Raw genomic sequence first — 14,551 nt, 5'->3', positions numbered from 1 at the left:
CCATTTATTATTTTTAAAGGCTCATATTTTCTTTAGCCCTTTATCTATTCTTTTTAATCTCTGACAATATTTTGTTTGATTATCAAAATATATTGTAATTATCATATTATCATATTTCATATATTTTGTCATTATAATTAATCTAATAAAATCACCAAATATAATTATATAATTGTATAAAAAAAAGACACTCTATAGAGTGCCTTTTTTTACTAATTAAGTTCTAACTTTGTTGCTGTAGCTTCTCTTACTGCATCATCGTATGCTTGTCCGTTAGTTCTCTTAGCTATCTTAGGTAAGATTAAACCTAATCCTATTAATACTAAAGGTGTACCAATATTCATTCCTACTCTGAAAATCCATTCTCCTGAGAATGCTTTAACATCTGTTGGGAACATACCTAAGATACAAGCAAATGCTGTAAATACAAAACACCAAGTACCTATTAACATTGCAAATTTATCATTTTTAACAAATTTGTACTCTGATTTGAACTTTCCTTTTATAGCTTTTCTTAACATTATGTAAGCTAAGAATACCCATAAATATCTCATTGGCATAACAACAGCATTTAATTTTAATAACCAAGTAAATAAAGCATTGAAGTTTCCAATTCCTAAAGCTGGAACTATTATTAATATTCCAACTAAAATAGAAGTCATTATATATCCGTTTATTGGAGCCCCATTCTTATTAGTCTTAGTTAATGCTATTGGAACATATCTTGCATCAGTATCTGATAATAAAACTTTTAATGGAGCATCTATTGAGAATACTAATGCTGAAACTTGAGCTGCAAAGTTTGCTAATGCATATAATATTAATAAAGAATTTCCTATTCCATAATAGTTACCTAACTTTTGGAATGCATAGTAAGCACCATTTAACATTAAGTCATCAGGAACATTATTTGCATCAAACATCATTCCCATTGCTACTGATCCAAGAAGTGCTGTAACTGCAACCATTATAGCTAAGGCTATCATACCTTTTGAGAAACCTTTTTTAGAATCTTTCATATTATTAACATATGGAGATATCTTTTCAGCTCCTCCAACTGAGAATACTAACATAGCTATAGTAGTAAAATAGGCAAAATCAAATTTCGGTATATAGGTTTTTATAGAAGTCATATTTGGACTTGCTATAGAAGTTCCTGTAATAGCAGGTGCTGTTAACATAAGTATTATATAAAGAATAGACATAACAAACATTGCTGTTCCTGCTATTGTACCTATTTTTCCTAATGAATTTACTCCTCTTGAAGCAATCCATACAAAGAATAAAAATACTACTAAACATACTAATTGAATAATTTTAGAATCTATACCTTTTATAGTGCTTCCATCTTGGAATACTGCCCATCCTAATGAAACAAGTACTGCTTGTGGTTTTTGCGCTAAATAAGGCACATGTACCACCCAATAAGTCCAACCTGCTAAGTAAGCTAATGTAGGTCCCATTGTTTTACCTATCCATGAACTTACTCCACCTTTACTATCTCTAAAAGTTGAGCCTAATTCTCCAACCATAAGTGCATATGGTACGAAATATAAAGCTATTATTAATATCCATGAAGTTACTACGGTTAACCCTTGAGTTGCGAAGTTGTTTACTACGTTACCAAAGCCCCAAACTGATACAAAGGCCATTAAACCAAGGTTATACCACATAAGTTTTTTTCCGTCATTACTATTACCCATGTACTTTTCCCTCCTAATCATTAAATTTTAGTAGCTTTCATATAAATTTTCTTAAAAATACTTGTCTATTTTTAAAAGAATTCATAGAAAACTTGTCATAAATTATTTTAACGTTAAATATTACCCATTAATTTTAACATCCTATTAAAATTAAAGCAATATAGTGAAATTTCTTTATTAAGATAGATCTGCTAAATTTAACTCTCCACAACTTCCATTTTCTTGCAATAACTTACTTTTATTTCAAATGTTAACATTAAAATAATTTTATCAAAAAAATAAAAATTAATACTCATGCCTATTATCTAAATAAACATGAGTATATATAAAAATAATTTATTATAGATTATTTTATTATTTGAATTTCTATATCTTCTATACTATATCCATTATTAATAAGCTTAAGTTCTTCTTTTCCATCTACAACTTTTATGTCCATACAAGTATATTTTCCCTCTAAATATTCCATAGTATGTCCATCATCATTATAGTGGAATCCCTTAGCATTCTCTCCAAAAACCTTAAGAAGTATATTCTTTGGTCTTTCTTTAACATTTCTAAATTTCTTATTATATGTTGGTATTATTGCGCCTTCTTTAACAAAAACTAAAATTTCATCTAATTCACAAGGAAGCTTATACCACTTTCCTCCTTGTAATTTCTCCATTGTAAAATAATTAAACCAACTTCCCTTTGGTAAATATACAGTTTTGCTTCTTTCCCCTTCATATAATACTGGTGCAACAAGCATATTTTCACCTAACATAAATTGTTCTCTCATATTTAAAAGATTCATATCTTTCTCATATTCCATTATCATAGGTCTAAATATAGGAAGTCCTTCTTTATGTGATATATAATATAAATCATAAATATATGGAAGTAACTCATATCTTAACTCAATAGATTTCTTTGCTATTTTTTCAGCTCTTGGTCCAAAAGCCCATGGTTCTTGTCTTCTAGTGTACATATTTGAGTGATTTCTGAATATAGGAATAAATGGCCCCATTTCCATCCATCTTATAAATAATTCTTCACTTGAATCTAATCCAAAACCTGAAACATCATTTCCAACAAAGGAAAATCCACTGATTCCTAAATTAGCATTCATTGATATTGACATTCTCATTTGGCTCCAAAGGCTCATATTATCTCCAGTCCAAACTGAGGAATATCTTTGACCCCCAGCATAGGTAGCTCTAGTCATTGAAAATCCTCTTTCATTAGGATGTAATTCTTCTTGCGCTTCCTTAGAACATCTGCTCATTTCAAAGCCATATCTATTATGAAATTCCTTATGTTCTATAACTCCATTATCACTATTATGAAGGCAGGTTTCTAACATTGTTTTATGATCATTATTAAAGACACAAGGTTCATTCATATCATTCCAAATTCCATCCATGCCATGCTCACTTATGAATTTTTTAAGTTCACTTTTCCACCATTCCCTACAATCCTTATTTGAAAAATCAGGGAAAGCACTATCACCTGGCCAAACTGCCCCAATAAACATTTCTCCATCTAGCTTTTTAGTAAAATGATTCCCTTCTTTACCTCTTTTAAATACATGGTACTCTTCATCTACCTTAACACCAGGGTCAATAATAGTAATAGTTCTTATTCCCTTTTCTTTTAAATCACTAATAAGACCAGCTGCATCATCAAAATTAGGAGTTTTAAAAGTCATAACTCTAAATCCATCCATGTAATCTATATCTAAATAAACTACATCTAAGGGAATATCTTTTTCTTCAAAGGTTTTTACTAATTCTCTTACTTCCTCTTGGCTAAAATAACTAAATCTACATTGTTGATACCCTAAGCTCCAAAGAGGTGGTATCTCCATTCTCCCTGTTAAAGCAGTATAATTCTTAACTACCTCTTTAATATTTTCTCCTGGAATAAAGTAATATTGAATTTGTCCTCCTATGGCTCCAAAGAAAATCCTATCTCCCATTTCCTTTCCCATGTCAAAATAACTTCTAAAACTATTATCAAAGAATATTCCATAGGTAGCTTCTTCTTTTAAGGCAACATAAAAAGGAATTGTCTTATAATAAGTTATGGAATCATCATCAGTCTCTGGATCATCAGTATTAAAGTTTTCTGTATAACATCCTTTTTTATTTAAATCTCCACCCTTTTCTCCAAGTCCATAATATGCTAAACAATCATTTACCTTTGATATGTACACATTTCCTTCTTCATCCTTAAAGCTTGGCTGAAAATCTTCATTTATTATATTTCCTTCTAAATCTTTGAAACTTATCTCTGTAGTATTTTTATCTACAAAGGTTAAAACTTTAGTGCCCTTTATAATTACAAAGTTTGAATCCTCTTCTACTATAAATTCACCTTTTCCTAAATCATCTACTACACCATTAGTTGAAATACTTTCTTCATATTTATCTCCAATAAAAACTTTAACTATATCATTTTCAAATATAGTAAGAGTTATTTTCATATTTGAAAAATAAATATCTATATTATTATGATTAATCTCATAATTTTTAAAAACTCTCAATCCCCCATTATAAGCTTTAAACTTCATATTTAAATTCTCTCTGTAATTTAATTGCGTCATAATATTCTCCCCTTTTTATCTATATAATTTTTCTTTAAATAATAAGATTTATTTTCTAACAAAAAGAAAGTTATATAATGCTCCTATTAAATTTGAATCATTTTGAAATTTGCATTTTTCAACACTTATATCTAAAGTTGCTATATCACTTTTTAGTAAAGCAAGTTTTTCATTTATTTTCTTATCAAATCCATCCCTAGCACTTATAGCTCCACCAATAACAATTTTTTCTGGGTCAACTATATATTGAATATTGTATATTCCTCTTGCAAGGTCCATATACCATGATTCTATTTCCTTATTAACTTCCTCGTCTCCATCTTCAGCCATTTCAAAAACTTTCTTGCCATCAAGTTCTGATTTTTCTATTCCTTTTAATTTAGATACCCTTGTAACTAAAGCATTAGTAGAGGAAACTTCACTCCAAATTCTATCTGTTAATCCTTCACTATCTCTAGTAAACATATAACCAAATTCTCCCCCATGAAGATGCTTTCCTCTTAAAATTCTTCCATTTATAACTATGCATCCACCTATTCCTGTACCAATTACAATACATGCATAATTTTCTACTCCTTTAGCTGATCCAAGCCATCCTTCTGCTAATCCAGCGCAATTTGCATCATTTTCTATAGAAACCTCTAAACCACATCTTTTTTCTAAAAGCTCTTTTATATTTGGACCATGTATGCAAGGAATGGCACTTCCTCCCCCTATAAATCCTGTTTTAACATCTACAGCACCTGGCGAACTACATGCTAATCCAAAAACCTCATTTTTTTCTTTATATGAATCAACAACTTTTCCTATGGATTCAATAAAAAGATCTATATTATCCCCGTTTGTTTTCATGCTTCCTTTTTCTAAAATATCTCCACTTTCAGTCATCAAAGCATGTTTTATACTCGTTCCCCCAATATCAATAACAACATATTTCTTCATATAAAATCATCCCCCGCTATACATATTATTTATAATCTACTCCTTAGATTATGTAAGAATACTTTCATAAGTTTTATTTATATTTTTATAAAAGTAAACTCTATGCTTGGCATAGAGTTTACACTTATTTTAAAATTATATTATTTTCCATTTTCAGCTTTCCATGCATCTATTTGACTTTGCATTTCTGAAATTACTTCATCTATTCCAACTTCTTTTAATTTCTTGTTCATTTTATCTAAATATTCAGCTTCGTTAACTGATCCACTGTATATAGTTGCCTTGAACTCTTCAAGAACGTTGTTTATAGCAGCTATTTGGTTACTTACTTTTTCAGTGTTAAATTTGAATCCTAAAGCAGGTGATTCAACTGATGCATCATTGAATGCTTCGAATTCTTTCCATTTATCAACTGGTTCGTTATCTAAAGTATAAGTTATGAATAAGTTACCTAAAGTATAGTATCCAACTGAGTAGTCTTTAGCTTTATCAGTTAATTTTATTTGAGTATCACCAGTTTTTTCATAGTGAACATCTTCTATACCATAGTTAAGTAAGTTTCTTAAATATACGTCAGTGTTTAATAAGTTTAAGAATTCCATAGCTTTTTCTGGATGCTCTGAAGTTTTAGAAATAGCTATCATTGATCCTGTAGTTGAACCATTAGTAATATGAGTTTCCATTATTGGTGATGAAACTACCTCATATCCTAAATCCTTTGACCATAATCCATCAGCATAAGGTTGTCCATCAGCTTTAGTTACAAATCTCTTAACTGCTTTATCATCCTTAGCTGTAGCTGAGTCAGCATTTATATATCCAGCATCATAGTACTTTTGTAAAGTTTCTAATTCACCCTTCATTTTATCTGTTTCAAACATATTTTTAATCTTTAAGCTTTCATCTCCATACTCAACTCCTACTGGATCAACTAATTGATCGAAGTAAGCTGGTGCTGAGAATCCTTTTGTTATGTATAAAGGTGTAACATCTGGCTCATTTTCATGAATAACCTTTAACCATGGCTCTAAATCTTCTAAAGTATGGATATCTTGATATGGTATATTGTATTTATCAACATATTCCTTAGTGAATACCCACATAGGTGCAACTCCTATTTCCTTTTGGTTTGGAACTGCATATGTTTTACCATCTATTTTAGCACCTTCCCAGAATCTTTCATCTATAACAGACTTCATTTCTTTACCTTTAGTTTCTAATAATTCGTCTATTTCTAAGAAAGCTCCTTTTCTAGCATTTTCTAAATATGGGTTAGCCCATGAACAAGTAAATGCTAAGTCATATGGTTCTCCTGAATTTATTATAACTCCCATTTTTTGAGTGTAATCACCGTAATCAATAAATTTCATATCAATAGTAGCATTGATCTTTTCTTTTAAATATTCATTAGCTTTTTCTTGAACCATGTCTAAATCTTTTGGTGTTTGTCCAATTGTATACCAAGTAAGTTTTACTGTTTCTCCCTCTCCAGCATTTGCTGTTTTGTCTGCTCCACATCCAGTTAATGCAACGGAAGTAGTTAACATTGCACAAGCTGTTAAAGCTATTAGTTTCTTGAATTTTAACATTACGTTTTCCTCCCTATTAAACCTTTGTTTTTCAAATCCCTTAATATCGTTTACAAGTTTATTATATAGCCCATCTAAACATTTTCATAGTGGAGTTTTTTTATATTTATTTGACATTCTCTATTTATAAATTTAATGAAATTATATACTTTATTATCTCCCCTAAAACATTTCATACTTTTTCTAATAAATACCTTTTCATTAAAAATATTATTACTTTTTTTATTGCTTCAATTGAAAAGTATCAAATTTATATGCCAATAAAAAAATATATGTTAAATTTAAAATATGAACATTTTTTAAACAAATGTTATTATTTACTTATAGTAATATTTCTTAAATTTCTATATAACAAACTTTTTAAAAAATTAAGGAGTGATTTAAATGGAAAAAAGTGCACAAATATTTTGTATATTAGAAGGAATTCTAATGGCAATTGTAGGTATCTTATTCTTTATTAAACCAATGGACTCATTACTATATTTCACAATAGTAGCAGGTATATTAATAATTGGTTCAGGTATATTTACAATAATTAAAGCTTTTAAATCTTCAAGAAAAGGCTTATATATTTTTACAGGTATAATATCAGTATTATTTGGTTTAATGCTATGTTTTGTTCCACTAGAAAGTATTGACGTATTAGTTATATTCTATGGTTCTTGGGCATTAGTTAACGGTATATTCTTACTTGTTGGTGAGTTTACTTATAAAAGCTTTGGTTTTAATGCCACAACACTTTACTCTATATTATTAATAATCTTAGGCTTATTAATATTATTTGAGCCAATTTCATTCTTAATAGCTACACCATTTATAATAGGGGTTTACTTTATTATAATCGCTGTATTTGAAATTTACTTAGGCTTTAAGCTATAAAAATAAACATAGAAAAAGGCTATATCAAAAGTGAACTTACTTCAATTTGATATAGCCTCTTTTTTTATTATTTTAATTTAACTTTAAATGTTTTTATTTCAAATGGATTTATAGTAAACTCTATTTTTTCTCCTTCAAATTTAGCTTCTTCTAAGTTTCTCTCCATCAAGTTACATTCAAAGGCTTCTTCTATTTCCCTTGAGAATTCTAAAGTAGACTTAGTTCTACTATTAAAGAATTCATACATTCTAATTATTAAATGATCTGTATCTTCAGCTTTTTTAATAACCTCAATCATTATATTATCTTTATTCACTTTTACTAAGCCTAAAGTATCCTCTAATATTCCCTCGTGTTTTTCACAAACCTTTGTATATAAAGGTTGATTTAATTCATAAGCCTTTTGAACTGTATGAGCATCTTTCCATGTACCCATATGAGGATAAATAGAATAAGTAAAGAAATGCTCCTCTTGATCTGTTTCAGTCCATGGATGTGTTCCTGATTTTAATAAAGTAAGTCTCATATCTCCATCTTGTATATCATGACCATACTTACAATTATTTAATAAGGATATCCCAAAGTCTCCCTCTGAAAGGTCAGCCCATTTTTGTCCACAAACTTCAAATCTAGCTTCATCCCATGATGTATTACTATGAGTTGGTCTCTTAACATTACCATACTGAATTTCATAAGTAGCCTCTGTAGCATTTAAATCTATTGGGAATGAAGTTTTTAATAATACTTCATGTTCTTTCCAATCAACATATGAATTAAAATCTATTCTATCTAAATCTTTATAAACATAAATATTTTGAACTATAGTAGACTCTAAGAATTTTCTTTCAATTCTTAATGTGCTTCTTACTGGGCCTTCTTCCACAACTTCAATGCTTTGAACATCATCAACATTCCACATTTTTTCTTTGTAGTATATATCTATATCCCAGTTGCTATATTCCATAGGCTTATCTTCAAAAGCTTGAATCCTATTTCCTAAAGTTCCTTCTTTTAATACTTCTCTTTCTGCTCTCTTATCAAATAATGAAACTATATTTCCTTCTTCATTGAATTTAATTCTTAAGAAGTCATTTTCAGCTTCTTTTTCACTTAGAGATACATTCTCTACTTCTTTATTGGTAGATTCTATTATTTTAAAGCTCTTATATCCATTTGCAGGTATTCCTTTAGCAAAGAAAATTGCTTTTTCCCCATCATCTATTCTTTGACAAATAATTTCTTCCTCTCCATCTAATACAGATGGATTTTCTATATCTTCTGGAACATCAAAAGTAGCTATATCATCTCTTTCAAATCCTAGAGAGTTAAATACAATAACACTTCTTTCCTTTAAGTTTATTTCTGATGTTATATTATCTAAAGCTGAACCTACAAAGTTATTTCCTTTTTCAATTAAATCTTTATATTCTTCCTTAGTTACATCATAAACCTCTTTAATTGATGAACCTGGTAAAATATCATGGAATTGATTTAAAAGTATTGTTTCCCAAGCAGCATTTAAATCAGCTAAAGGATAGTTTTTTCCTAACAACATAGCCATTGAGTTAAATTTCTCTGCTGAAGTATATAGATTTTCACATACTCTATTATCTCTCTTATTTCTTCCCATTGAAGTATAAGTTCCTCTATGATATTCAAGATATAATTCTCCAACCCACTTTGGAAGTTTATTATTATCTTTTACAGTTTCCTCTAATTTCTTAAAGTAATCCTTAGCCTTACCTATTTTAACCTTAGGTGCTCCTGGTATTCCCTTAGAAAGTCTCTTTCCATTTTCAAGCATTTCATAAGTAGCACCACCGCCACCATCTCCAAATCCAAAGGCAACTAAAACATCATTATTTATATTTTTTTGCTGATATCTATTCCATGCTCCCATTATTGAACCTGGATGAATATTTCCACAGTATGTTGTCATAGTTTCCTTAAATGGATCTTGATCTGGGTAAGTTGTAGTTATAAAATGAGTTAATATTTCTGTTCCATCTATTCCTTTCCACATAAAAGTATCATAAGGCATTTTATTAATTTGATTCCATGAAATCTTAGTTGTCATAAAATAATTAACATCAGATTTTTTTAATATTTGAGGAAGTGCTGCTGAATATCCAAAAACATCTGGAAGCCAAAGAATTTCATTATCCACATTAAATTCTTCTTTAAAGAATCTTTTTCCATGTAATATTTGTCTTATTAAGGATTCTCCTGAAGTTACATTACAATCAGCTTCAAGCCACATTGCTCCTTCTGGTTCCCAAACCCCTTCTCTTACTTTTTCTTTAACTTTCTCATAAACCTTTGGATGATCTTCTTTTAAGAATTTATAAAGCTGAGGTTGAGAAGACATGAATATGTATTCTGGATATTCCTCCATAAGCTTTAATACCGTTGAGAAACTTCTTGCAACCTTTTCTCTTGTTTGAGCTACAGTCCAAAGCCAAGCCACATCTATATGAGTATGACCAACACAAGTAGCTACCATATCTTCATGTCCACACATTTTATCATAGAAATTTTCTTCTATATATTTATTAGCAATTTTTAAACTTTCATTGTACTCTTTAGTAAATGGTCTTCTTAAATCAATTAAGTTTATTGTGTCATTTAACACAGTTAACATATCTATTCTTCTCTTATCTTCCTCATGTAATTTAGTTGCTACTATATGAGGAACACTTAAATTAAAGTATAATTTTCTAGCTTCTTCATCTATTGTTACTAGCTTACCATGTAAAGTTGATTTTTTGCCCTCAATTCTTCCTATATGTGCATGCAAGTCTATATTATAAACTTCTCCTGCCACAGCATTATGAGTTAATATTGTTTCCTGATGATTTACATCTAACCCTTGAATATGTTCTCCATTTACATAAAGGATAAACTGTGGATTTGTAGTATTATCCCAATCTCCTAAAAAAGTATGAAAGCTTAAAGCAATAGTTTGTCCTGCAAATTCCTCTGGAACCTTAACAGAAGTTTTAAACCATCCATGGCTTTCCTCTCCCCAAAGATCCCCTGTTTTAAAATCTATCCATCCTTCTTCAGGTGCATTTTTTATTTCATCTATATTATCATACTTTCCTGCTATAAATTTATAATTATCTATGTTTAAAGTATTAGAATAAACATATCTTCCTATTTCTTCATAAGTCTTTCTTATTCTTTCTGATATAAATCTCATACTAATTTTCTCCTCATTTTAATTATTTCATATCTCTATCTTTTAAAAAAAGACTGTATCATAAGCTTAAATAATAAAACTTATAAATAATATGGAGAGAATATCTGGATGTGCTTTAGAATTTAAGCAATCATGGAGAGATATTTACGTTAAGAAGCTGAGATTGTTCGACGCGAAGCTAGTTTCGAAGCTTTAGTAAATATCTCGGAATGATTGCTATAAATTCTTAGCTAAGTCCAGTAATTCTCGAAATATATTTATAAGTTTTATTTAAGTGCCTTGACACAGTCATATTATTCTATTTAATTACTCTTTAACTGCTCCAATTGTTAATCCATTTACAAAGTATCTTTGGAAGAATGGATAAGCAAATATAATTGGTAAAGTTGAAATAACAACTATAGCCATCTTAGCAGTATCCTTTGGCATACTCTTAGTAGCTTCTATAGCATTTGCACCAAGTGATGTTGCATTATTTGCTAAGAACTCCATTGAGTTTTCAAGTCTTATTAATAAGTACTGTAATGGTATTAAGTTTGGTTCATCAATATATAACATAGCGTTGAACCAGTCATTCCAGTATCCTAAAGTTAAGAATAATCCTATTGTTGCTATACCAGGAAGAGAGATTGGTAATACTATTCTTAAGAATAATCTCCACTCTGATGCTCCATCTATTTTAGCTGATTCTATAATAGCGTCTGGTACTGATGTCTTAAAGAATGTTCTTAAAATAATTATATGGAATGAACTTACACACATTGGAAGTATAAGAGCCCATATTGTATTCTTTAATCCTAAAAATCTTGTAACTACTAGGTATGAAGCAACCATACCACCTGAGAATAACATTGGTACAAATATTACTTTAGTAAAGAACTTTCTGTAAGCAAAGCTCTTTCTTGATAAAGCATATCCATACATTGACATTATAGCTAGTCCAATTAAAGTACCTACAATTGTAACAGTAATTGTAACCCCATATGATGTTAAAATCTGGCTACCAGATGAGAATATATATTTATAAGCTTCTAAGCTCCACTCTTCTGGTATGAATCTATATCCATTTAATTGTAATGATTGCTCATTTGTTAATGATATAGCTATAACAAATACGAAGGGCATTATTGCTAAGAAAGCTAATATTGCGAATAAAACATTTAATAAAAAGTTACTCTTTTTTGAGACAGCATTAAACTTGTTTACTTCTTCTTTTGGTTCAGCTTTTTTCTGAAGTCTTTTTTGTTTAATAGTTTCTAACACACATTACACCACCTTTTTTAGAAGAATGCGTTTTCTTCATCTACTTTTCTTACTATAGCGTTAGAAGTTACTATAAGTATTAATCCTACAAATGATTGATATAAACTTGCTGCAGAACTCATACCAATATCTCCTAAGTTCATAAGACCTCTATATACATAAGTATCGATTACGTTTGTTACTGGATATAAAGCACCTGAATCCTTTGGTAATTGATAGAATAGACCTAAGTCTCCTCTGAACATACCACCAATTGAAGTTATGAACATTATGATCATTACAGGTTTTAATAATGGAACTGTTATATATTTTATTTGTTGGAACTTACTTGCTCCATCTATCATTGCTGCTTCATAGTAACTCTTATCTATACCACATATTGAAGCTAAATAAACAACTGTTCCGTATCCAACTGCTTTCCATTGACTCATGAAAATTATGATAAATGGCCAATATTTTGGCTCTGTATACCATGAAATTCCTTTTCCACCCATAGATTGTAAAATACCATTAACATATCCTTTTTCTGGGCTTAAGAATGCATATAAACAATAACTTACAACAACCCATGATAAGAAATAAGGTAAGAACATACTACTTTGATAGAACTTAGCTAACTTTTTATTTAATAATTCATTTAATAAAATTGCTAATGTTACTGGAAGTACTATTCCTAAAATTATAAATACAATATTATATAAAACTGTATTTTTAGTTATTAGCCAAGCATCACTACTTTGGAATAGGAATTTAAAGTTATCAAATCCAACCCATTTACTATTCATTAAACTTTCAAAGAAGCCTCCATGGATTCTCCATCTTTTGAATGCTACAATTACTCCAAACATTGGTAAGTAAGCAAATACTAAAAACCATATTGCCCCTGGTATAGTAAGTAGTAATAATTCTTTATTGTTTCTAAAACGTTTCATTCTATCTTTCATTGTAAGCTTCTCTTTTGGAAGCTTTTTAGCTTTACTCTTCACACTTCTTCCCCCTTTTGTTGTAAACGTTTCTTACAATAAAATCTTATCATTTTATGTGTTTTGGGAAAAGTTGAAAATATTTAGTTTTACTGTATAAATTTCAATTACAAATATTAAAAAAGTTTAATAACAATAGAAAGTCCATAAAATATATAATTTATATACTTATATTTATAATAAAAAAAGAGTTAGAGACTAAACTCTAACTCACTTTTTCACATGAATAATTTAAAAATTAAATTCTCCACTTTTTCCACCTAGTTTTTTTACTAGGTGTATATCTCCTATAACCATTCTTTTATCTACAGCTTTGCACATATCATAAATAGTAAGGGCTGCAATAGATACTCCTGTAAGAGCCTCCATTTCAACTCCTGTTTTATGAACTACCTTTGAAGTAGCTGTTATCCTTATTTCATTTTTTTCAGAATCAATTTCAAAATCAATACTAGATCCTGTAATCATAACAGGATGACACATAGGTATTAAATTACTAGTATTTTTCATTGCCATTATACCTGCAACTCTAGCAACACCTAAAACATCTCCCTTTCCTATTTGACCTGATTTTATTAATTCTATAGTTTCACTTGATGCCTTTACAGTTCCTGTTGCAATAGCTATTCTTTCAGTTTCATTTTTATTGCTTACATCTACCATAACTGCATTTCCTTTATTATCGAAATGAGTAAGTTTATTATCCATATATGTTACTCTCTCCTCTTCTCTAAACTTTAAAAATTCTATTTTATTCTCTTAATTATTTTATTATAAGAAAAAGTTAAAATCACTGATATTAAAACTATAAGTATTAATATCTTATTTGCTAAACCTGAATCACCATTCTCAATAGCATAATACATAGCCATAGGTATTGTTTGGGTTTTACCTTGAATATTCCCCGCAACTAAAATAGTAGCTCCAAATTCTCCAAAAACCCTAGCTATACTAAGTACAATGCCTGTATATAATCCTTTTTTAGAAAGAGGTAAACTTATAAGTCTATAAAGTTTAAAATTTATTGCTCCCATTTCCCTAGCAGCATTCTTTACATCCTCATTAACACTAAGTAATGATGTCTTTAAACTTTGATACATAATAGGTATTGAAACAACTATTCCTACTATAACAGCTCCTATCCAAGTAAATATAATGCTCATGTCAAAATTATTATATAGAAATTCACCTATTACTCCCTTCTTACCTAATATTAAAAGAATTAAATATCCTACAGCAGAAGGAGGTAAAAACATAGGAAATATTATTATTGTTTCAATAATGTATTTAAACTTAAAATTTTTTTCAACCATAAAATAGCCAAGTAATATTCCTAAAATACAGCTTAAAAACACTGATAATAATACAACTTTTAAGGATATTAATAAGGCTTCCCATATCAT

General features: G+C 29.2%; 10 protein-coding genes. 1 reads left to right on the top strand and 9 read right to left on the bottom strand.

Annotated features, from left to right (window positions below; all coding sequences use genetic code 11):
- Positions 1 to 212 precede the first annotated feature (212 nt).
- The 4 genes from I6G60_RS04960 to I6G60_RS04945 form a co-directional block, all read right to left on the bottom strand.
- Entirely contained in the window at positions 213 to 1,703 is a 1,491-nt protein-coding gene (locus tag I6G60_RS04960) for an amino acid permease (RefSeq protein WP_003455010.1), read from the bottom strand.
- 346 nt (positions 1,704 to 2,049) lie between these two features.
- Positions 2,050 to 4,290: a glycoside hydrolase family 31 protein gene (locus I6G60_RS04955; protein ID WP_111744294.1), complete on the bottom strand. Its 2,241-nt coding sequence runs from the start codon at positions 4,288 to 4,290 to the stop codon at positions 2,050 to 2,052.
- Between the two features lie 48 nt (positions 4,291 to 4,338).
- Entirely contained in the window at positions 4,339 to 5,232 is an 894-nt protein-coding gene (locus I6G60_RS04950; protein ID WP_011010752.1) for an ROK family protein, read from the bottom strand.
- A gap of 140 nt (positions 5,233 to 5,372) precedes the next feature.
- Positions 5,373 to 6,821 carry an ABC transporter substrate-binding protein gene (locus tag I6G60_RS04945; RefSeq protein ID WP_003463107.1) on the bottom strand — a complete coding sequence of 483 codons (1,449 nt, stop codon included), beginning with the start codon at positions 6,819 to 6,821 and terminating at the stop codon, positions 5,373 to 5,375.
- A 384-nt stretch (positions 6,822 to 7,205) separates the two neighbouring features.
- Here I6G60_RS04945 and I6G60_RS04940 point away from each other — a divergent pair, with 384 nt between their 5' ends.
- Complete coding sequence (locus tag I6G60_RS04940; RefSeq protein ID WP_003454877.1) at positions 7,206 to 7,700, top strand: HdeD family acid-resistance protein; 495 nt, start codon at positions 7,206 to 7,208, stop codon at positions 7,698 to 7,700.
- Positions 7,701 to 7,767: 67 nt separating this feature from the next.
- On the opposite strand, the gene I6G60_RS04935 is transcribed toward I6G60_RS04940, so the two are convergent.
- The 5 genes from I6G60_RS04935 to modB form a co-directional block, all read right to left on the bottom strand.
- Complete coding sequence (locus I6G60_RS04935) at positions 7,768 to 10,902, bottom strand: alpha-mannosidase (protein ID WP_197925636.1); 3,135 nt, start codon at positions 10,900 to 10,902, stop codon at positions 7,768 to 7,770.
- Positions 10,903 to 11,208: 306 nt separating this feature from the next.
- Positions 11,209 to 12,165 (bottom strand): carbohydrate ABC transporter permease, encoded by a 957-nt coding sequence (locus I6G60_RS04930; protein ID WP_003451608.1) that lies wholly within the window; start codon positions 12,163 to 12,165, stop codon positions 11,209 to 11,211.
- Between the two features lie 17 nt (positions 12,166 to 12,182).
- Positions 12,183 to 13,151, bottom strand: coding sequence for an ABC transporter permease (locus I6G60_RS04925; RefSeq protein WP_003451252.1), 969 nt, complete (start codon positions 13,149 to 13,151; stop codon positions 12,183 to 12,185).
- A gap of 228 nt (positions 13,152 to 13,379) precedes the next feature.
- The gene (gene moaC, locus I6G60_RS04920) at positions 13,380 to 13,856 is read right to left on the bottom strand and encodes a cyclic pyranopterin monophosphate synthase MoaC (RefSeq protein WP_003470675.1); all 477 of its coding nucleotides are present in this window, start codon (positions 13,854 to 13,856) and stop codon (positions 13,380 to 13,382) included.
- Between the two features lie 38 nt (positions 13,857 to 13,894).
- On the bottom strand, positions 13,895 to 14,551 hold the full coding sequence (gene modB, locus I6G60_RS04915) for a molybdate ABC transporter permease subunit (protein ID WP_164815684.1): 657 nt from the start codon (positions 14,549 to 14,551) through the stop codon (positions 13,895 to 13,897).

This window comes from Clostridium perfringens (assembly GCF_016027375.1).
GTDB lineage: Bacteria > Bacillota > Clostridia > Clostridiales > Clostridiaceae > Sarcina > Sarcina perfringens.
This window is presented reverse-complemented; position numbering and strand designations above follow the sequence as displayed.